Origin of the sequence: Pseudomonas sp. F9001 (assembly GCF_013385435.1) — a bacterium.
Classification (GTDB): domain Bacteria; phylum Pseudomonadota; class Gammaproteobacteria; order Pseudomonadales; family Pseudomonadaceae; genus Aquipseudomonas.
The window spans coordinates 20,680-40,004 of record NZ_JACAPX010000016.1 but is presented as its reverse complement, the minus strand read 5'-3'; the positions used below and the strand labels follow the sequence as shown (position 1 = coordinate 40,004).

The following is a 19,325-nucleotide window of genomic DNA, read 5'->3' as shown; positions in this document are numbered from 1 at the left end:
CCACATTTGATCTTTAGCGGCTGATCTTCAACCCCTTACGCCCCGCATGCCGCTCCAGCGCCAGCTCGATCAAGCGGCTCACCAGCTCGCTGTAGCTCATGCCTGCCGCCTGCCACAACTTCGGGTACATGCTGATGCGGGTGAACCCAGGCAACGAGTTGATCTCGTTGATCAGCACCTCACCCTCATCCGTCAGAAACACATCCACCCGCGCCAGCCCGGCACAGCCCAGGGTTTCAAACGCTTCGATAGCCAACGCACGAATGCGCTCGCTGGCTTCAACGCTGATGTCCGCCGGCACCACCACCTGGGCTGCCTGGTCATCGATGTATTTGCTGTCGTAGGAATAGAACCCGTCCCGTACCACGATCTCGCCACAGCCGCTGGCGATGGGATTCTCGTTACCCAACACGGCGCATTCGATTTCCCGGCCTTTTACCGCCGACTCCACCAACACCTTTTCATCAAACCCGAGGGCCAGTTCTACGGCGGCATGATATTCAGCCTCGCTGCCCACCTTGCTCACGCCCACGGATGAACCCTGGTTCGCCGGTTTCACGAACATCGGCACTCCGAGTTTCTGCCGGGCTTGTTCGAAGGTGGTTCGCGCCGCCGTGCGACGGTTGAGGGTAATGAACGGCGTCACGGCAATCCCGGCATCGCGCAGCAGGCGTTTGCTGATGTCCTTGTCCATGCACACGGCCGAGCCCAGCACGTCGGAGCCGACAAACGGCAAGTCGGCCATGCGCAGCAGGCCTTGCAGGCAGCCGTCTTCGCCGAGGGTGCCGTGGACGATCGGGAAGATCACATCGACATGTTCCAACGAGGCCTGGCTGGCGGTTTCCACCAGTTGCTGGCTGGCCTTGCCCGGCACCACGGCCAGTTCACGATTGGATTGATTGAGGGCGATCAGCGCCGGGTTTTCTTCGTTGAGCAGAAAGCCCGAGGTGTCGTTGAGGTGCCAGTGGCCGGCCTTGTCGATACCGATCAGGATCGGCTCGAAGCGCGAACGGTCCAGTGCATCGACGATGTTGCGCGCCGATTGCAGCGACACTTCGTGCTCGGCCGAACGGCCACCAAAAATAATCCCTACCCGCAGCTTGCTCATGATCGGCCTCACGTTTGAAAGTAAGGCTTCTTACCATGAGCCGTCAGCGATTCGCTACCAGCGTGGCCCCGAACAGCACATAACAACCACCGGCAAACCGGTCCAGCCACTTGCGCGAGCGGGCATAGACGTTGGCCATCCGCTCACTGGAAAACACCAGCGCCACGCAGGAGTACCAACTGAATGACAAGGTCGCCATGGTGATCACGGCCAGGGTCAGCAGCATCGGCGAGGGTGATTGGGGCATGGTGGATGCAAAGATCGTCGCGACGAACAGCGCCGCCTTGGGGTTGGACAGGTTGCCCAGCAAACCCAGGCGCCAGGCGGAGAACAGTGAACGCCGAGGTTCGTCGGGCAACAGGTTCTGGGCCATCGACGGTGCCGAGCGCCGGAACAGTTTCAAGCCCAGGTAAATCAGGTAGCAGCCGCCGATGATCTTGAACGCCAGGTACAACATGGGTGCTGCGGTGAACAGCGACTTGATCCCCAGCCCACCCGCCAGCCCCCAGATCACCGTGCCGGTGGCCACGCCAGCCGACGCCACCACGCCATGGCGGCGTGAACAACTGGCGGCCAGTTGCGCGGTGTTGAAGAAGTTCGGGCCGGGCGTCACCACCGCGACGGTCCAGAGCAGGGCCAGCGAGACCAGAGGCGCCGCGTAGGCCGGATTGAACAATTCCATGTGGGATTCCGCCGAGGGCAGTGCAGGAATAAGGATCATATGCCCGGTACCCGCCCTGCACAATCGTACAAGACCCCGGCAGACAGCGGATTCAGACTGGGTTACCGTATTTCCATCTCTTTGCGCGACAACTCATCATGGCGACCAATATCGACTGGCTGCACCGCGCGCCCCACGCCAGTGGCCTGGAGCGCATCGAGGCGTATTTTGCCGGGTTTGGCTTCGACCCCCATCGCCACGACACCTATGCCATCGGCCGTACCCTGTTCGGTGTGCAGAGCTTTCACTATCGCGGCGGCATGACCCACAGCCTGCCGGGGCGGACCATGGTGATCCATCCCGATGAAGTGCATGACGGCTGGGCCGGCAGCGAGGAAGGTTTCAAATACCGGATGATTTACGTGGAGCCGGCGCTGATCCAGCAGGTGCTCGGCGGCAAGCCGTTACCGTTCATCCCCGGCGGATTGTCCAGCGACCCGTGGCTGTACCGCGCCAGTGAAGTGTTGCTGCAAAGCCTGGATTGCCCGATTGATCCGTTGCAGGAACAGGACGCAATGTTTGACCTGGCCCAGGCGCTGAATAACGCGTCGGGCATCACGGTCAATCGCAAGACCTTCGACTACCGGGCCGCCGAACGCGCACGGGAATTTATCCACAGCGCCCTGGGCCGGCCGATTACCCTCGATGAAATGGCGGAATACGCCAACCGCGACCGCTGGGCGTTGTCGCGGGATTTTCGTTTGTTGTTCGGCACCAGCCCCTATCGCTACCTGACCATGCGCCGCCTGGACCTGGTGCGCAGCCTGCTGGGCCAGGGCCAGTCACTGGTGGATGCGGCGCTGACCGCCGGCTTCACCGACCAGAGCCACATGACCCGCCAGTTCCGCAGCACTTTCGGCATGCCGCCGTCGCGCTGGGTGAAGATGCTCGGGCGCTGAAATCCCGCCTTGAAACGCGATCAACCTGTAGGAGCTGGCTTGCCTGCGATGGCGGTGGGTCAGTTAATAAATTGTTGGCTGACACTCCGCCATCGCAGGCAAGCCAGCTCCTACAGTTGATTTATGTCGCTGCTGAAATCGCATCCGACTCTATAGCGCGCTCTTTAAGTGCTAACGCCAGAACCGCCCCCGCCAGGGCAATCGCCGCGCTCCACCACAACGCCAGTTCAATCCCGCCCGCCTGCGCCGCGCCCGTCGACCCACCGGCGTTCGCCAACGACACCAGCAACGCCAGCCCCAACGCACCGCCAATCTGCTGGCTGGTGGACGCCATGCCTGCCGCCACGCCCTGCTCGCCCGGCCGGATGCCCAGCCCGGCGGCCACCCACATCGCCGTCCAGGTCATGCCCTGGCCAATACTCAGGATGAAAATCCCCGGCAGCAACGACCAGAACCCCGCCCCCGTCGGCAACGCCACACATACCAAAGCGATACCCACCGCGCCCGCCAACTGGCCGCTGACCAGGGTGTTGCGCAACCCCAGCCGCGCCAATGAACGCTCCGCCAGCCAGATACCCGCGGTGCACACCAGCGTCGCCGGCAAAAACGCCAACCCCGCCTGCAACACGCTGTAGCCGTAGACCTGCTGGTAGTACACCGCCAGAAAGTAGTACTGCACGCCAAAGCTGCTCATGAACACCGCCGTCAACACCATGGCCATGCGCAACTCGCGATAGCCCAACAAGCGTAGCGGCATCAGGGGATCACGGCCCCGGTGTTCGATCCACCCAAACAATCCGAGCAGCGCCAGCGCCAGGGCCATGCAGCCCAGGGTCGACGGTGCCGCCCAACCCCACTCCGGCCCCTGCACCAGGGAGAACACCAGCAAGGTGCCGCCCAGCGTCACGGTCAACGCGCCGCTGATATCAAAGTTGCGCCCGCTGGCCCGCTCGCCATCGGCGGGAATCCAGTAGCGCGCCGCCAGGGCACAGGCACCGGCCAATGGCACGTTCACCAGAAACACTGCTTCCCAGCCCCAGGCCTGGGTCAGCACGCCGCCGAGCAACGCGCCCAATGCCAGGCCCGCCGCAGACGCCGCGCTCCACACGGCAAACGCCCGATTACGCGCGGGCCCTTCGGCGTAGTGGGTGTTGATCAGCGCCAGCGTGGCCGGGAACAACAGCGCGCCGCCCACACCCTGCACCGCCCGCGCCAGCACCAGCAGCAAGGCGCTGCCACCGAGCACCGCCGCCAGGGAAGACAGCGCGTACAGCGACTGGCCAAGCATGTACAAGCGCCGCTTGCCCAACAGGTCCGCCGCCCGACCGCCCAGCAACAGGAAGCCACCAAACGCCACGCTGTAGGCACTGACCACCCACTGCAATTGCTGGGCAGAAAACCCCAAGTGGCTGCCGATTTGCGGCAGCGCGACAAACACGATGGTCGCGTCGAGGGCGATGATCAGTTGCGCGGTTGCCAGCAGCAACAGCATCCAGCCAGAGGGTCGAGAAGAAGACATCACAGCGTCCTGCCTGAAAATGAGAGGCGCCAGTTTCTTTCATGCCCAACAGATGATAAATACCCCTATCACTCTTTCAGTAATGACTTTAATCATGGATCTGAATGCTGTTCGCCTGCTGGTGCGCGTCGCCGAAACCCGCAGTTTCACTCGCGCCGCCGGAGACCTGGGGCTGACCCAATCGGGCTTGTCCCGGGCCATTTCCCGACTGGAAAACCAGCTGGGTGTGCGCCTGCTGCAACGCAACACCCGCAGCGTCAGCCTCACGCCCGACGGGCAGATGCTGTATGAACGCAGCGCGCCGCTGCTGGCGGAACTGGCCGAAGCCGAGCGGCAAATGCTCGACCGCCGTGCCTCACCGTCCGGTTTGCTGAAGATCAGCACGCCCTCGTTGTTTGGCCGCAAGGTGGTGATGCCGGTGATCGGCGAGCTGACCCTGCAATACCCCGACCTGCGCATTGAAGCGGTAATGACCGACCGCCTGGTGGACATCGTCGACGAAGGCTTTGACGCCTTGCTGCGCACCGGCGACATCCAGGACCAACGCCTGATCGCCCGGGCACTGCCACCGCTGCGCTGGGTCACCGTCGCCTCCCCGGCTTATCTCGCGCGTTTTGGTACGCCGCAGACCGTCGATGAACTCCAGGACCACAATTGCCTGACCGTACGTAACCTGCGTACCAGCCGGCTGGTGGACTGGCAGTTCATGCTCGATGGCAGGGTGCAGGACGTGAGTGTCGAGGGGCGGTTGATCTTTGATATCGGCGATGCGCTGGTGGACGGCGCGCTGGGCGGATTCGGCATCGCCCAGGTGATGGACTTTGCGGTGCGGGAAGATCTGGCGGCCGGGCGCCTTGTGCCCTTGCTGGAGGAATTTGCCGGGCGCAGTCGGGCGATATCGCTGGTGTATCCGCCATCGCGGCAGTACTCGCCGAAGTTGATGGCGTTTGCCGAGGCACTCAGCAAAGCCCAGTGGTAACACAACCTTTGTGGCGAGGGAGCTTGCTCCCGCTCGGCTGCGCAGCAGTCGTATATCTACCGACCAAGTGTATTGGCAGGAAACAATGGGACCGCTTCGCGCTCCAGCGGGAGCAAGCTCCCTCGCCACAAAACCAGGCTGTACCGGAAGAATTGGCACTGGGCTTAAAGCTGTCGCCCATCAATCGGCTCACCAATCGTCAGGAAATGCCCGCCCGCCACATGGTGCAAGGTACGCAGCGCATCCTGCCCTTCGAAATGCCAGCGACCGTCGCTGAATACGCGCTCATCAGCCTGGGCGGCCACCACTTCGGCGAGGAACAGATCGTAGGTCTGCTGGTTATGCGGTTCCGGCAGCAAGCGGCATTCCAGCCACGCCACGCAGCCTTCAAGCATCGGCGCTTCGGTGTGTTCGCCGCTGAACGTCTGCAAGTCATATGCGGCGAACTTGTCGGTCTCGCTGCCGGTGGTGTTGCCCACGGTCTGCACGATATCGGCCTGGGCCGCACACGGTACGTTGAGCACGAAAGTGCCGGCGCCTTCGAGCAGTTGCCGGGTCCAGGTGGCCTTATCCAGCACGACGGCGACTTTGGGCGGCTCGAAATCCAGCGGCATCGCCCATGCCGCGGCCATGATGTTGCGCTGGCCGTTGTGCGCGGCGCTGACCAGTACGGTCGGGCCGTGGTTGAGCAAGCGGTAGGCCTTGGACAGCGGGACGGGACGGCGATGGTTAGGGCTCATGGACGAAAGGCTCGGAAAAAAAACCTACGATACCTCAAGCATGAGCCCGGGTGACTAGCTGCTCAGTTGATTGGCAAATTGCCCTACGGCGCTGACCACTTTCTGGGCGCCGTCCTGGATCTCGACGATCACTGTGCCCGCCTCGGCCGCCAATGCCAGCCCTTGCTCGGCCTGCAGGCGGCCATCGGTCATCAGCGCCACCGCATCGCGGGCCATGTCCTGGTTCTGGCGCACCACGCCGACGATTTCCTCGGTGGCCTTGCTGGTACGCGACGCCAGTTGCCGAACCTCGTCGGCCACCACCGCAAAACCACGGCCTTGCTCACCGGCGCGGGCGGCTTCGATGGCGGCGTTGAGCGCCAGCAGGTTAGTCTGCTCGGCGATGCCGCTGATGGTCTTGACGATGCTGCCAATCACCTGGGACTGGGCGTTCAGCGCTTCAATGCCCTCACCCGCCTGCTCCATGTGCTTGGCCAGGTCGCGCATCACCTCCACCGCCTGGGTGACCACGGTGGTGCCGCGCTGGGCGCTGCTGTCGGTGTGCAGCGAGGTGCTGTAGGCGATGTTGGCCGCGTCGGCCACGGCCTGTTCCTGGTTGACCTGGTCGGTGATCACCGTGGCGAACTTGACCACTTTGTACAGCCGCTCGTTGGCGTCGAGCACCGGGTTATACGAAGCCTCCAGCCACACCACCCGCCCGTGGCTGTCCACTCGCTTGAAGCGGCCCGCGACGAATTCACCGGCGTTCAGGCGCTTCCAGAACTGCTGGTACTCGACGCTGCCGGCATCCTGCGGCTCACAGAATATCCGGTGATGTTTGCCCTGGATCTGCGCCAGGCTGTAACCCATGCCGTTGAGGAAACGGTCGTTGGCCGTCAGTACATTACCGTTGAGGTCGAACTCGATCACTGCCGTGGAACGCACCAGCGCGGTGATCAGGTTTTCGTGCTCGCGGGACGCCTCGATAGTGCGGGTCAGGTCGCTGGAGTACATCGAAATATGCTTGATACGCCCGTCACTGCCACGCACCGGTTGCACGATGGAGCGCAGCCACGCCTCATTGCCGTTGCCGCGCATCAGGCGTACGGAACCGGCGAAGTGTTCGCCACGCACCAGGGCGTTCGTGAAGCGCAGTTGAAAGGTGTCGTGCTTGACGTGCGCCGGCACCAGATCCTCGATCAGGCGGCCTTGCAGCTGGCTTGCCTGGTAAGCCATCTCTTGAAGGAAGATGGCATTGACGGACTCGATGCGCCCTTCGGGATCCAGGGTCAGGGCCATCATTTCGCTTTCCAGGCTCTCCTTGACCTGCTGCAAACTGGATAATTCTTCGCGAAGAGCAGACAGCTCCTGCTTGAGACGGGTGTTGAACATGGAGGCACCGGTGGGCAAATGAGGGCGGGATCTGACCTGCATCGGCGCTGCCGGCATTTTCTTAAGAGAGCTTTAGCCCATTGCCCAACTATATTTTTTCAGCCCCTCAACTGCCGTTGTTACGGCAGATGCCCATCACTTGGTAGTGGAGCGTGTTGAGCTTGCCGGTGGAGTCTTCGTAGGTCATGCGTGACGGCACCGCGCTGCACGAGCGGATCGGCGGCGTGACATTCACCACCTTGGCAATGTCCAGCTTCATGCCGTAGCGATACACCAGCACCTCGGGCGCAGGCTTGCCCTTTCTGGCGGCGTAGGCGGCCATGGCTTGCTCATTGTTTTGCATCAATTGGGCGAAGGTGCGGTCGCCTCCACCTTCGGCCATCGCGCCGGCGGAAACGATCAGGGCCAATGCAGCGACAGTGGTTTTCAGGGTATTCATGAGGGCGTCCTCGTCTGACTTATTGAATTAAAAGTTCAGAGCAAGAATAACTAACCAAGCCTGTCGCAAAGTTCACCGAAAGATTACTTATCCGTTATGTTTTATTGAAATTCCAAAATTGTAATCTGTGCGCCACCTCGCCGTTATCTCGTGTTTGCAACTATCTGCCCGGGCACCATCACAACAAGAATGCCCCATCGATAAGAAGCTGATAGCTGCCACTACCGAGGAGCGCTACATGAGCACTAACCGCACATTTTCACTCTCCATGATTGCCGCCCTGGCGGGGCTCACCCCGCTGTCAGGCATGGCCGTGGAAGAAAAACCCGAAGGGTTTATCGAAGGCAGCACCTTGAACGTGCTGGCCCGCAACTTCTACTTCAACCGCGATGACCGCAAGGGCCAGTCGAGCCCCACCGGCAATGGCTATTCCGAAGCCTGGGCCCAGGGTTTTATCGGCAAGTTCGAATCCGGATTCACTCAGGGTCCGGTGGGTTTCGGCCTCGATGCGTTTGCGATGTATGGCCTGAAACTCGACTCCGGCACCGGTCGCAGCGGCGGCAAGGGCTCGTTCGGCGTACTGCCGGTAGACAGCGACAACCACCCCGAGGACGGCTACAGCAAGCTCGGCGGCGCGGTAAAAGTGCGCCTGTTGGATACCGTGATCAAGGCCGGTGACGTGTTCCCGCTGACCCCGGTGGTGGCCTTCGGCGACTCGCGGGTGTTGCCGGAAAGCTTCCGTGGCGTCACCGCGCAAAACACCAGCATTGACGGCTTGAGCTTGCAGGCCGGGCACTTGAGCGGCATGAGCCAGCCCACCCAAAGCGGCATGGATAAAGGCTTCGCGACGTTTTATGCGGGCAAGGTGGATTCACCCTGGATCGGCTATGCCGGCGGCGACTACCAGGTGAACAAACACCTCAGCGTCAGCCTGTACACCAGCCGCCTGAAGGATGCCTGGGACCAGTACTACTTCGGCAGCGCCGCCAGCTACCCGCTGAACGATGACGTGTCGCTGTTTGGCGACTTCAACTATTACAAGGCCGTGGACGAGGGCAAGAAACGCCTTGGCGAGTTCGATAACAACATCTGGAGCGCCAGGCTTGGGGTCAAGGTCGGCGCCCACAGCCTGGCCCTGTCGCACCAGCGCAACAACGGCGATGACGACTTTGACTACCTGCGCATGTCGGACTCGATCTTCCTCAACAACTCGATCCAGTACAGCGACTTCAACTCGCCCAAGGAACGCTCGTGGATGCTCGCCTATAACCTCGACATGCAGGCCTTCGGCATTCCTGGCCTGACCTTCATGACCCGCTATGGCAAAGGTACCGGCGCCGACTACAGCAACGCCAACAGCGTGTACATGCGCCGTGACGCGGCCGGCGACCCGCTGACCGATCAACGCCGCTGGGAGCGGGATATCGAGGCGAAGTACGTGGTGCAGGGCGGTAACTTGAAAGACCTGTCGCTGCGTTTGCGCCAGGCGACCGTTCGCTCAAGTGCCTTTGAGTCGGACTTGGAAGAAGTTCGGTTGATTGTCGAATACCCATTGGCAATTCTGTAAATGAACACAACGGCAAATGCTTACATTCATTTGCCGTTGACTAGCATCTGTTCACAAATTGAAGCCTGTCAGAACTGTAATATGCGCCTCACCTTCTCGTTAAGTTGCGCTTCATATACTGGTCACAACTAACGGCACACGCCTTATTTGGAGACACGTCATGAAGCCATCCCACCTGTTATTGATCAGTTTTCTCGGCGCCACTTCCACCCTCGCATTCGCCGACGACGGCGCCGACCGTTCCCGGCAGTTCCTCGCCGAGTTCCGCCAGCAACAGCAACAGGTCCACGGTGAACAGTCCGTGGCCGAGACCGCGCCCGCCGACGCACAGAAGCAGTCGATCTGAACGGCGCACACCGAGCACATTCATCTCTGAAGCTTTTGTGTAGCTCCTTTGGAAAGAGATGAATTTTTAACGCCCCGGATGGGGCGTTTTTTTTGCCCGCCCGTTCTGCAACGCAACAACCAGTCACAAACTGGCTGATTGACCCTGTAGCTACTTCAGCCTTCAGGCTTCGGAAAATTCGAATTTCAGTCTCTCTCTATCAGTAAAAGGTAAATCCCCATGCGTATCCTTGTGGTTGAGGACGAGCAAAAAACCGCCGCCTACCTGCAGCAGGGCCTGACCGAAAGCGGTTACGTGGTCGACTGCGCCGCCAGCGGCGTGGACGGCCTGCACCTGGCCGGGCAACACGCTTATGAACTGGTGATTCTCGATGTAAACCTGCCGGCCAAGGACGGCTGGGAAGTGCTTGAGCAACTGCGCCGCGACAGCAACCAACGGGTGATGATGCTCACAGCCCGTGGCCGGCTGACTGACAAGATCAAGGGCCTGGACATGGGCGCCGATGATTACCTGGTCAAACCCTTCGAATTCCCCGAATTGCTGGCCCGGGTGCGCACGCTGTTGCGCCGCAGCGAGCACATACCGGTGCCGGAAGTCTTCCGCGTGTCGGACCTTGAACTGGACCCGCGCCGCCACCGCGCCTATCGCGGCACCCGGCGCATTGACCTGACCACCAAGGAGTTCGCGCTGCTGCATGTGCTGATGCGTCAGTCCGGCGAAGTGCTGACCCGCACGCAGATTATTTCCCTGGTGTGGGACATGAATTTCGACTGCGACACCAACGTGGTGGAGGTCTCCATCAGCCGCCTGCGGGCCAAGGTCGATGACCAGAGTGACGTCAAGCTGATCCATACCATTCGCGGCGTGGGTTATGTGCTGGAGGCCCGCCAATGAAAGCCAGCAGCCTGTCGATGCGCCTCGGGCTGACGGTGAGCCTGATGGGCGCGGGCCTGGTGGTGCTGCTCGCAACACTGGCCTACCTGGCGCTGACCCACGAGCTTGAGAAACTGGCGCGCAAGGGCCTGGAAAGCAAGATGGAGCAGATCCAGCACAGCCTCGCCCTCGGCCTGGACACCCGCGACATAAAAGCCCGCCCGCATTCGCTGATGGACCTGGTGATGGGGCATGACAATTTCTACCTGACCATCGTCGGCACCGCACCCGATGAAGCGGTGCTGCTGAGCGTCGGTGCCAAGCCACAGGAACCGTTGCTGACCGACTTCGCACCACGCCAGACCCTCGGTTACCTGAACTGGGACGACAGCAACGGCAACCAGGTGCTCAGCGCCTCCAGCCTGATGCGCCTGTCCAGCGGCGAACGCGTGCGGGTGCTGCTGTCCCTGGACCGCATGGACGATCAGGCATTGCTCAGTGCTTACCTGCGTTCCACGGTGATCGCCCTGCCGCTGCTGTTGCTGCTGATCGGCATCGGCGCGTGGTGGGTGGTGCAACGCGGGCTCGCACCGCTGCAACAGTTCAGCCGCGTCGCGGCCAAGGTCACCACCCAGGATCTGACCCACCGCCTGGCTGTGGATAACTTGCCCAACGAGTTGGGCGAGTTGGCGCAGGGCATCAATTTCATGCTGCAACGCCTGGATGGCGGTGTGCAGCAGCTGTCGCAGTTCTCCGATGACCTGGCCCACGAGCTGCGCGCGCCACTGACCAACTTGATGGGCAAGGCCCAGGTGACGTTGTCCCGGGAGCGACCTCCCGAGGAGTACAAGGCGGTGCTGGAATCCAGCACCGAAGAAATGGAGCGGCTGGCGCGGATCGTTTCCGACATGCTGTTCCTGGCACAGGTCAGCCACCCGGCGGCGCGGGTTTCGTTTGCGCCCGTGTCCCTGGCCGCTGAAGCACGCCGGGTGATGGAACTGTTTGCGTTGAGTGCCGAAGACAAGCAACTGAGCCTGAGCCTTCACGGTGATGCCTCGGTGCATGGCGACCGCCTGATGATTCAGCGGGCGATTTCCAACTTGTTGTCCAATGCCATCCGTCATACGCCACACGCTTCCACGGTGTCGTTGCAGGTGGAAACCCACGGGCAGCAGGTGTCGCTCTCGGTGGGCAACCCGGGTCCGGGGATTGAAGCGCACCACCTGCCGAACCTGTTCGAGCGTTTCTACCGCGTCGACAGCAGCCGCGCCCGCTCCGAAGGGGGGACCGGGCTGGGGCTGGCCATCGTGCGGTCGATCATGACCCTGCATCAAGGCCGGGCAGAAGTCAGCAGCGAGCCCGGAGATTTCACTGTGTTTCGGTTGGTGTTTCCCCTTCATACCAACGCTATCTGCCAATAACCCATTGTGGTGAGGGAGCTTGCTCCCTCACCACAGGTTATTGGCCAGGCATCGGGCGGTCTTCCTGTTCTTCACGCCGGTGCGCCCAGTGATACAGCGCCGGCAATACCAGCAGGGTCAGCAGCGTCGACGAAATAATCCCGCCAATCACCACCGTCGCCAACGGGCGCTGCACTTCGGCGCCGGTGCCGGTGGCCAGGGCCATGGGGATAAACCCCAGCGACGCCACCAACGCCGTCATCAACACCGGGCGCAAGCGCGTCAGGGCGCCTTCGTTGATGGCCACCGACAATGAGCGCCCCTCTTCCCGCAGGTTGCGAATGAACGCAATCATCACCAACCCGTTCAGCACCGCCACCCCCGACAGCGCGATAAAACCCACGCCCGCCGAGATCGACAACGGAATGTCCCGCAGCCACAGCGCCATGATCCCGCCGGTCAACGCGAAGGGAATCCCGGTGAACACCAGCAGCCCGTCCTTGAGGTTGTTGAACATCATGAACAGCAACCCGAACACCAGCAGCAACGCCACGGGCACCACGATGCGCAAGCGCTCGGAAGCTTCCTTCAACTGCTCGAACTGGCCGCCCCAGGTGGTCCAGTAGCCCGCGGGGATTTTCACCTGAGTGTCGATGGCCGTCCCGGCTTCCTCGACAAACGAGCCGATATCCCGCCCACGCACGTTGGCGCTGACGATCACCAGGCGCTTGCCGTTTTCGCGGCTGATCTGGTTGGGGCCGAGCACCAGGTCCAGGCTGGCGACTTCCGACAGCGCGATAAAACCCAACTGCCCCGCCGCGTTATTCGCCAGCGCCGGGATCGGAATCAACAGCCGCGACAGGCCTTCGATATCGGTGCGCAGCGCGTCCGACAAACGCACGACCATATCAAAACGCCGGTCGCCTTCGTACATCGTCCCGGCCTGGCGCCCACCCACGGCGACGGCAATCGTGTCTTGCACATCGCCTACGTTCAGGCCGAAACGCGCGGCCTTGTCGCGGTCGATATTGATGGTCAGCACCGGCAGGCCGGAGGTCTGTTCCACCTTCACTTCCGAGGCGCCCTTGAGGGTTTGCAAGGTCTCGGCGATTTCCCCGGCGGTCTTGTTGAGCACCGTCATGTCGTCACCAAACACCTTCACCGCCACGTCACTGCGCACGCCGGAAATCAGTTCGTTGAAGCGCAGCTGGATCGGTTGCGACAGTTCATACACGCTGCCCGGCACAATCGCACTGGCGCGCTGGATGTCGGCGATGATTACCTCGCGGGACTTCTTCGGGGCGGGCCACTGGTCCTTGGGCTTGAGCATCACGTAGCTGTCGGAGATGTTCGGCGGCATCGGATCGGAGGCGATTTCCGCGGTGCCGGTGCGGGCGAATACCCGCTCGATTTCCGGCACCTCGGCCATCAAGGTCTTTTCCAGTTGCTGCTGCATCTGTACCGACTGCGTCAGGCTGGTGCCCGGCACCCGCAACGCTTGTTGGGCGAAATCACCCTCGCTGAGGCTGGGGATAAATTCGCTGCCCATGCGACTGGCCACCAGGCCCGACGCAACGATGGCCAGCACCGCCAGGCCGAACACCAGCGGCCGGCGCGCCATCACCCAATCCAGCACCGGCGCGTAGACACGGCGTGCGCTGCGCATCACCAGGTTTTCCTCTTCCTTGACCTTGCCGGTGACGAACAGCGCAATGGCCGCCGGCACGAAGGTCACGGACAGAATCATCGCCCCCAGCAGCGCGATCACCACGGTGAACGCCATCGGGTGGAACATCTTCCCGGCCACCCCGGTGAGGGCGAAGATCGGCAGGTACACCACCATGATGATCAGTTGCCCGAAGATCAGCGCGCGCCGCGCTTCCTTGGCCGCCGCAAACACTTCATGCAGGCGCTCGCTGCGGGTCAGCAATCGCCCGTGGCGCTGCTGGGCGTGGGCCAGGCGGCGGATGGCGTTTTCGACGATCACCACCGCGCCATCGACGATAATCCCGAAATCCAGCGCGCCGAGGCTCATCAGGTTGGCGCTGACCTTGTTGGTAAACATCCCGGTAAAGGTGAACAACATGGCCAGGGGAATCACCATCGCGGTGATCAGCGCAGCGCGGATATTGCCGAGGAACAGGAACAGCACCGCCACCACCAGCAGCGCCCCTTCGAAGAGGTTTTTCTTCACGGTGCTGATGGCTTTTTCCACCAGGTTGGTGCGGTCGTAGACGGTGACGGCCACCACACCTTCAGGCAGCGAACGGTTAATCTCTTCGAGTTTTTTCGCGACCGCCTGGGACACCGTGCGGCTGTTTTCGCCGATCAACATGAACACCGTGCCCAGCACCACTTCGCGGCCATTCTCCGTGGCGGCACCGGTACGCAGCTCGCGGCCAATGTCGACCTGGGCGACGTTGCGTACCCGAATCGGCGTACCGTCGGAAGTGGTGATGACGATGTTGGCAATGTCGTCGATGGACGCGACTTGCCCCGGCGCACGGATCAGCAATTGCTCGCCGCTGCGCTCGATGTAGCCGGCGCCGACGTTGGCGTTGTTGCGCTCCAGCGCCGTGACCAGGTCGCCCAAGGTCAGGTTGTAGGCCGCCAGGCGCTTGGGGTCCGGGGCGATCTGGTATTCCTTGGCAAAGCCGCCGATGGTGTTGATCTCGGCCACCCCCGGCACGTTGCGCAGTTGCGGCTTGATGATCCAGTCCTGGATCACCCGCAGGTCGGTCGGCGTATAGGCTGAGCCGTCCTCCTTGCGCGCGCCGTCTTTCGCCTCCACGGTCCACAGGAAGATTTCCCCGAGCCCGGTGGAGATCGGCCCCATCATGCTTTCGATGCCATCGGGCAGTTGCTCGCGAGCCACCTGCAAGCGTTCGTTGACCAGCTGGCGGGCGAAGAACAGGTCGGTGCCGTCCTTGAAAATCACCGTGACCTGGGACAAGCCCGAGCGCGACAGCGAGCGGGTCTGCTGCAAGCCCGGCAGCCCGGCCATGGCGGTCTCGATGGGAAAGGTGATGCGCTGCTCGGTTTCCAGCGGCGAAAAACCCGCCGCCGCCGAGTTGATCTGCACCTGGACGTTGGTGATATCCGGCACGGCGTCGATGGGCAATTTCTGATAGCTGGCGATACCGACACCGGCCATCAACAGCACCGCCAGCAGCACGATGATGCGCTGCTCGATGGCGAATTGGATAAGGCGCTCAAACATGGGAAATCACTCGCAGGATCAATGGGCGTGCTCGGCCGAGGCCTTGCCCAACTCGGACTTGAGGATGAAGCTGCCGACGGTGGCCACCTGCGCGCCGGCGTCGAGGCCCAGGCGCACTTCGACGAAACCGTTTTCGCTGACGCCCAGTTCGATATGCCGGGTCATGAAGCCGTCGCTGGTGCGCACGAACACCGAGGGTTTGTCCTCGACGGTCTGGATCGCCTCCTGAGGGACGGTGACCTTGGCCGGGTAGGTGTCGGTGGCGACCTGCACGGAAACGAACAGCCCTGGACGCCACGAAGCGTCGGGGTTCGGCACCGTGACGCGTACGGTGGCGGTGCGGGTCTGCTCCCCCAGCAAGTTGCCGACATAGGCCACGGTGCCAAGTACTTCGGTGCCCATTTCCGAGGACGTGACCTTCACCGGTTTGCCGACCCGGACCTTGTTCAAATCCTTGGGGAACACGCCGAAGGTGACCCACACCTGGGACAGGTCCGACAGGGTGAAGGCGTTGCTGGTCTCGCTCACCACCTCGCCGACACCCAGGTGTTTTTCCACCACCACGCCGTCGAACGGCGCCCGCAGTTCGTAGCGATTGCCGCCGACCAATACAGCGCTGCCGCTCAGGGCGTTCATCTTTTGCCGGGCATTGTTAAGGGCGATTTCGGCCTCTTGCAGCGCCTGGCGCGCCAGCAGGTAATCCTGTTCGGCGGAGATCTTGTCCTGCCACAACTGGCGCTCGCGCTGGAAGGTGGTGCGGGCCAGTACCACCCGGCGCTCACTGGCCGCCAGTTCACTGCGCTGATCGGAAATCTGCTGGCTGGCGATCACCGCGAGCAGCTCGCCCTTCTTCACCGATTGGCCGAGGTTGACCTTCACCGACTCCACCACGCCGGCAGCACGCGGCACGATGTGGGAGGTGCGGTCTTCGTCGAAACGCACCTCGCCCGGCAGCGAAAGCACAGTGCTGATCTGCCGGGATTGCGCCGGGGCCAGTTGAATACCGGCGGCCTGGACCTGCTGTTCGGTCAGCTCGATCTTGCCTTCTTCTTCCGCCTCTGCCGCACCGCTGATGGCCGGCCACGCCAGCATCAGCGCAACGGCCAGCGCCATCCTGTGTTTGTTGTTCATGGAACGCTCCTGAAAAAATCAAAACCGGGCGAGGTCGCCGTAAATCCGTTCGATGCGCACCCAGGCTTCGGTGGCCTGGGCGGTCGCCGCGAGGTATTGGGTGCGGGCCGCAATCAAGGTGCGCTGGGCGTCGAGTACGTCGAGGAAGTTGAACTTGCCCATCTCGAAACCGCGGGTGGCGCTGTCCACCGCGCTTTGGGCGGCGGGCAGGATCTGTTGGTTGAACGAGCGCACTTCGGTATTCGCGGTTTGCCAAAGGTCCAGGGCCTGGCGGGTTTCGGTGCGCAGGCGCAGTTCGGCGGCGTTGCGCAGGTCGCGGGCCTGGTCGGCACGGCGACTCGCGGCCAGCACGTTGCCCTGGTTGCGGTTGAACAGCGGGATCGGCATCGACACGCCCACCACGTTGACTCGCTCGCGCACGCTGGCGTCGTATTGGCTGCCGATGGACACGTCGAGGTCGGGAATGCGCTGGGCTTTTTCCAGGCCCAGGGCCGCTTCGCCCTGGACGATTTGCAGCTCGGCCAGGCGCAGTTCGGCGGTCTGTTCCAGGCGCGCCAGCAGCTGCGCGGGCGACGGTAATGCCGGGGCGGCCTGGGCTTGGGTGGCGACGGCCTGGAAATCGGTGCTGGCCGCGCCAGTACTGGCCGCGAGGCGCCGGTAGGCATCGCTCAAGCCCATCTGCGCGCGGTTGAATTCCAGGCGGATTTCCGAGAGTTGCACCTGGGCCCGGGTGGCTTCCACCGGGGACGTTTTGCCGGCGGTGACGCGACCATTGGCCACCACCAGGCCGCGCTCGGCCAATGCCAATGAGCGCTGGGCCAGGTCGAGGCGTTCCTGGGCGCGAAGTGCACCGTAGTAACCGTCGATGACCTCCGCACGCAGCCCGTTGCGACGCTGTTCCAGGTTGAGTGCGGCCGCCTCCTGAGCGCGGGTGGCGACATCAATCCGGGCGCCGCGCTTGCCACCCAGCTCCAGGGTTTGGCTCAGTTTTACGGTGGTGGTGCGCGAGTTGCGGCGGGTGTCTTCGGCGTCCCAGGAGGCCACCGGATTCGGGATCAAACCGGCCTGCTGGCGACCGCCTTGGGCGATGTCGATTTCCCACTGCGCAGCGGCCATGTCGGGGTTGTTGGCGAAGGCGGTTTGCAGGGCCGATTCGAGGGTCAGGGTTTGCGCGTTTGCGCCCTGGACCGTCATCAGCAACAGCACCGAAGCGCCGATAAACGTGCGGACAAAAGTTGGCATAACAAGAGTTCCATGCCCATGAATTAACAGGTGGGCAATGTAACTTTCGGTACTTATCAGAGGAGTGGCCAGAACATTACAAATCCGTTAGCAACGGCTCTGGCGCGGGCTTTTGCTTTAAGCTCCGGGCAACTTTTCCACTGCCCAGCGGGATCCTCGACATGCGTATTCTGGTTATCGAAGACGAACCTAAAACCGCCGATTATCTGCACCAGGGATTGAGCGAAAGTGGCTATATCGTCGACTGTGCCGCCACCGGCGCCGACGGCCTGCATTTGTCTCGCCAGCACGCCTACGACCTGGTGATGCTCGACGTGAATTTGCCGTTGATGGATGGCTGGGACGTGCTGCAACGCATCCGCCAGAACAGCAGCACCCGCATCATGATGCTGACCGCCCAGGGCCGCCTCGCCGACCGGATCAAGGGCCTGGACCTGGGCGCCGATGATTACCTGGTCAAGCCGTTTGAGTTCCCCGAATTACTCGCGCGGGTGCGCACCTTGATGCGCCGCAGCGTGCATTCGCCGGTGCCGGATGTGTTGCGGGTGGCCGACCTGGAATTGGATCAGGGCCGCCACCGGGCGTTTCGCGGTTTGCAGCGCATCGACCTGACCACCAAGGAGTTCGCCCTGCTGCACCTGCTGATGCGCCAGAGCGGCGTGGTGCTGTCGCGCACGCAAATTATCTCGTTCGTGTGGGACATGAACTTTGATTGCGACACCAATGTGGTGGAAGTGTCGATCCGCCGCCTGCGGGCAAAGATTGATGACCCGTTCGAGCGCAAGTTGATCCATACCTTGCGCGGCGTGGGTTATGTGCTGGAAGACCGTGAGTGACGGTCAGGCATGCACCTCGTCATGCTCGTCATGCTGAAAACCTTCGCCCTCGATCTGGATCGTGGCGTGGGAAATATCGAATTGTTCATGCAGTAACTCCGTCACCTGGCTGAGGATCTGTTGCTCGCTGCCTTGCGCCGAATCCGCCACCAGATGAGTACTCAGCACATTTTTGCCGCTGGTGACGGCCCAGATATGCAGGTCGTGCACGTCCTTGACCCCGGGAACGCCGCGAATCGCCTGCTCCACCTTGTCGATATCAATGCCATCCGGCACACCTTGCAGCAGCACGTTCATGCTTTCCTTGAGCAGCGTCCAGGTGCGGGGCAACACCCAGAAGCCAATCGCTGCCGCCACCACCGAATCCACCCAGCCCCAGCCGGTGTACATGATCACCAGCGCCGCGATGATCACGCCGATGGAGCCGAGCATGTCGCTCCAGACCTCCAGGTAAGCGCCCTTCACATTCAGGCTTTCGCCGCTGGCCGCACTCAGCAATCGCATGGAAATCAGGTTGACCACCAGCCCCAGCACCGCGATCACCAGCATGCCGGTGGACTGGATCTCGGCGGGCGCCTGCAAGCGTTGATACGCCTCATACAGGATGTAGAACGCCACGCCGAACAGCAGCAGCGCATTAAACGCTGCCGCCAGGATCTCGAAACGCGCATAGCCGAAGGTGCGCCTGCGGTCGGCGGCGCGCTTGGCGACCTGGATCGCCACCAGGGAAATCCCTAGCGCCAGGGCGTCGGTCATCATGTGCGCGGCATCGGACAACAGCGCCAGGCTGCCGGTGATAAAGGCGCCGATCACCTCGGCGATCATAAAGCTGCCGGTCAGTGCCAATGCGATCCATAACAGCCGTTCGTGGCCGGCGCGTACCTGGGCGTGGCTGTGTCCTGCGCTCATGAAATATCCTCGTGGGTGGTCGTCC

16 protein-coding genes and 2 pseudogenes are annotated in these 19,325 nt (G+C 62.3%); 7 read left to right on the top strand and 11 right to left on the bottom strand.

The features are described 5' to 3' along the window. Positions 1–13 precede the first annotated feature (13 nt). Together ddlA and HX818_RS18535 are read right to left on the bottom strand one after the other, a co-directional pair. Positions 14–1,108, bottom strand: a complete 1,095-nt coding sequence (gene ddlA / locus HX818_RS18540; protein ID WP_008437490.1) for a D-alanine--D-alanine ligase — start codon at positions 1,106–1,108, stop codon at positions 14–16. Positions 1,109–1,151: 43 nt separating this feature from the next. Then, positions 1,152–1,790 (bottom strand): LysE family translocator, encoded by a 639-nt coding sequence (locus HX818_RS18535; RefSeq protein WP_177020532.1) that lies wholly within the window; start codon positions 1,788–1,790, stop codon positions 1,152–1,154. Between the two features lie 137 nt (positions 1,791–1,927). Here HX818_RS18535 and HX818_RS18530 point away from each other — a divergent pair, with 137 nt between their 5' ends. After that, positions 1,928–2,728 carry an AraC family transcriptional regulator gene (locus HX818_RS18530; RefSeq protein WP_003214430.1) on the top strand — a complete coding sequence of 267 codons (801 nt, stop codon included), beginning with the start codon at positions 1,928–1,930 and terminating at the stop codon, positions 2,726–2,728. Positions 2,729–2,849: 121 nt separating this feature from the next. On the opposite strand, the gene HX818_RS18525 is transcribed toward HX818_RS18530, so the two are convergent. Next, complete coding sequence (locus HX818_RS18525) at positions 2,850–4,220, bottom strand: MFS transporter (RefSeq protein ID WP_218173799.1); 1,371 nt, start codon at positions 4,218–4,220, stop codon at positions 2,850–2,852. 121 nt (positions 4,221–4,341) lie between these two features. Here HX818_RS18525 and HX818_RS18520 point away from each other — a divergent pair, with 121 nt between their 5' ends. Continuing rightward, on the top strand, positions 4,342–5,226 hold the full coding sequence (locus tag HX818_RS18520) for a LysR family transcriptional regulator (RefSeq protein ID WP_102604731.1): 885 nt from the start codon (positions 4,342–4,344) through the stop codon (positions 5,224–5,226). 164 nt (positions 5,227–5,390) lie between these two features. Here the strand turns inward: HX818_RS18520 and HX818_RS18515 are convergent, their stop codons facing one another. The 4 genes and pseudogenes from HX818_RS18515 to HX818_RS18505 form a co-directional block, all read right to left on the bottom strand. Further along, positions 5,391–5,966, bottom strand: coding sequence for a flavin reductase family protein (locus HX818_RS18515; protein WP_003214424.1), 576 nt, complete (start codon positions 5,964–5,966; stop codon positions 5,391–5,393). 54 nt (positions 5,967–6,020) lie between these two features. After that, positions 6,021–6,449 (bottom strand): annotated as a pseudogene (locus HX818_RS31520) (methyl-accepting chemotaxis protein); the annotation flags it as partial. Positions 6,450–6,560: 111 nt separating this feature from the next. Then, positions 6,561–7,244, bottom strand: a pseudogene (locus tag HX818_RS31515) (PAS domain-containing protein); the annotation flags it as partial. Between the two features lie 199 nt (positions 7,245–7,443). Beyond that, positions 7,444–7,776: a DUF2790 domain-containing protein gene (locus HX818_RS18505; RefSeq protein ID WP_087693789.1), complete on the bottom strand. Its 333-nt coding sequence runs from the start codon at positions 7,774–7,776 to the stop codon at positions 7,444–7,446. 238 nt (positions 7,777–8,014) lie between these two features. On the opposite strand from HX818_RS18505, the gene HX818_RS18500 reads away from it, so the two are divergent. The 4 genes from HX818_RS18500 (at position 8,015) to HX818_RS18485 (ending at position 11,983) form a co-directional block, all read left to right on the top strand. After that, complete coding sequence (locus tag HX818_RS18500; RefSeq protein WP_177020530.1) at positions 8,015–9,343, top strand: OprD family porin; 1,329 nt, start codon at positions 8,015–8,017, stop codon at positions 9,341–9,343. 160 nt (positions 9,344–9,503) lie between these two features. After that, positions 9,504–9,689 (top strand): hypothetical protein, encoded by a 186-nt coding sequence (locus tag HX818_RS18495; protein ID WP_008437498.1) that lies wholly within the window; start codon positions 9,504–9,506, stop codon positions 9,687–9,689. Between the two features lie 219 nt (positions 9,690–9,908). Beyond that, entirely contained in the window at positions 9,909–10,583 is a 675-nt protein-coding gene (locus HX818_RS18490; RefSeq protein ID WP_003214417.1) for a heavy metal response regulator transcription factor, read from the top strand. Then, positions 10,580–11,983: a heavy metal sensor histidine kinase gene (locus HX818_RS18485; protein ID WP_177020529.1), complete on the top strand. Its 1,404-nt coding sequence runs from the start codon at positions 10,580–10,582 to the stop codon at positions 11,981–11,983. The genes HX818_RS18490 and HX818_RS18485 overlap by 4 nt, the downstream gene beginning before the upstream one ends. A gap of 37 nt (positions 11,984–12,020) precedes the next feature. On the opposite strand, the gene HX818_RS18480 is transcribed toward HX818_RS18485, so the two are convergent. Genes HX818_RS18480 through HX818_RS18470 form a run of 3 tightly spaced genes read right to left on the bottom strand, consistent with a single transcriptional unit; the run spans position 12,021 to position 17,555 of the window. Beyond that, positions 12,021–15,182 carry a CusA/CzcA family heavy metal efflux RND transporter gene (locus HX818_RS18480; RefSeq protein ID WP_177020528.1) on the bottom strand — a complete coding sequence of 1,054 codons (3,162 nt, stop codon included), beginning with the start codon at positions 15,180–15,182 and terminating at the stop codon, positions 12,021–12,023. Positions 15,183–15,200: 18 nt separating this feature from the next. Then, on the bottom strand, positions 15,201–16,313 hold the full coding sequence (locus HX818_RS18475) for an efflux RND transporter periplasmic adaptor subunit (protein WP_177020527.1): 1,113 nt from the start codon (positions 16,311–16,313) through the stop codon (positions 15,201–15,203). 18 nt (positions 16,314–16,331) lie between these two features. Further along, positions 16,332–17,555 carry a TolC family protein gene (locus HX818_RS18470; protein ID WP_177020526.1) on the bottom strand — a complete coding sequence of 408 codons (1,224 nt, stop codon included), beginning with the start codon at positions 17,553–17,555 and terminating at the stop codon, positions 16,332–16,334. 161 nt (positions 17,556–17,716) lie between these two features. Between HX818_RS18470 and HX818_RS18465 the strand changes: the two genes are divergently transcribed. Then, complete coding sequence (locus tag HX818_RS18465) at positions 17,717–18,391, top strand: heavy metal response regulator transcription factor (RefSeq protein WP_008437506.1); 675 nt, start codon at positions 17,717–17,719, stop codon at positions 18,389–18,391. A 3-nt stretch (positions 18,392–18,394) separates the two neighbouring features. On the opposite strand, the gene HX818_RS18460 is transcribed toward HX818_RS18465, so the two are convergent. Then, positions 18,395–19,300, bottom strand: coding sequence for a cation diffusion facilitator family transporter (locus HX818_RS18460; protein WP_177020525.1), 906 nt, complete (start codon positions 19,298–19,300; stop codon positions 18,395–18,397). Positions 19,301–19,325 lie beyond the last annotated feature (25 nt).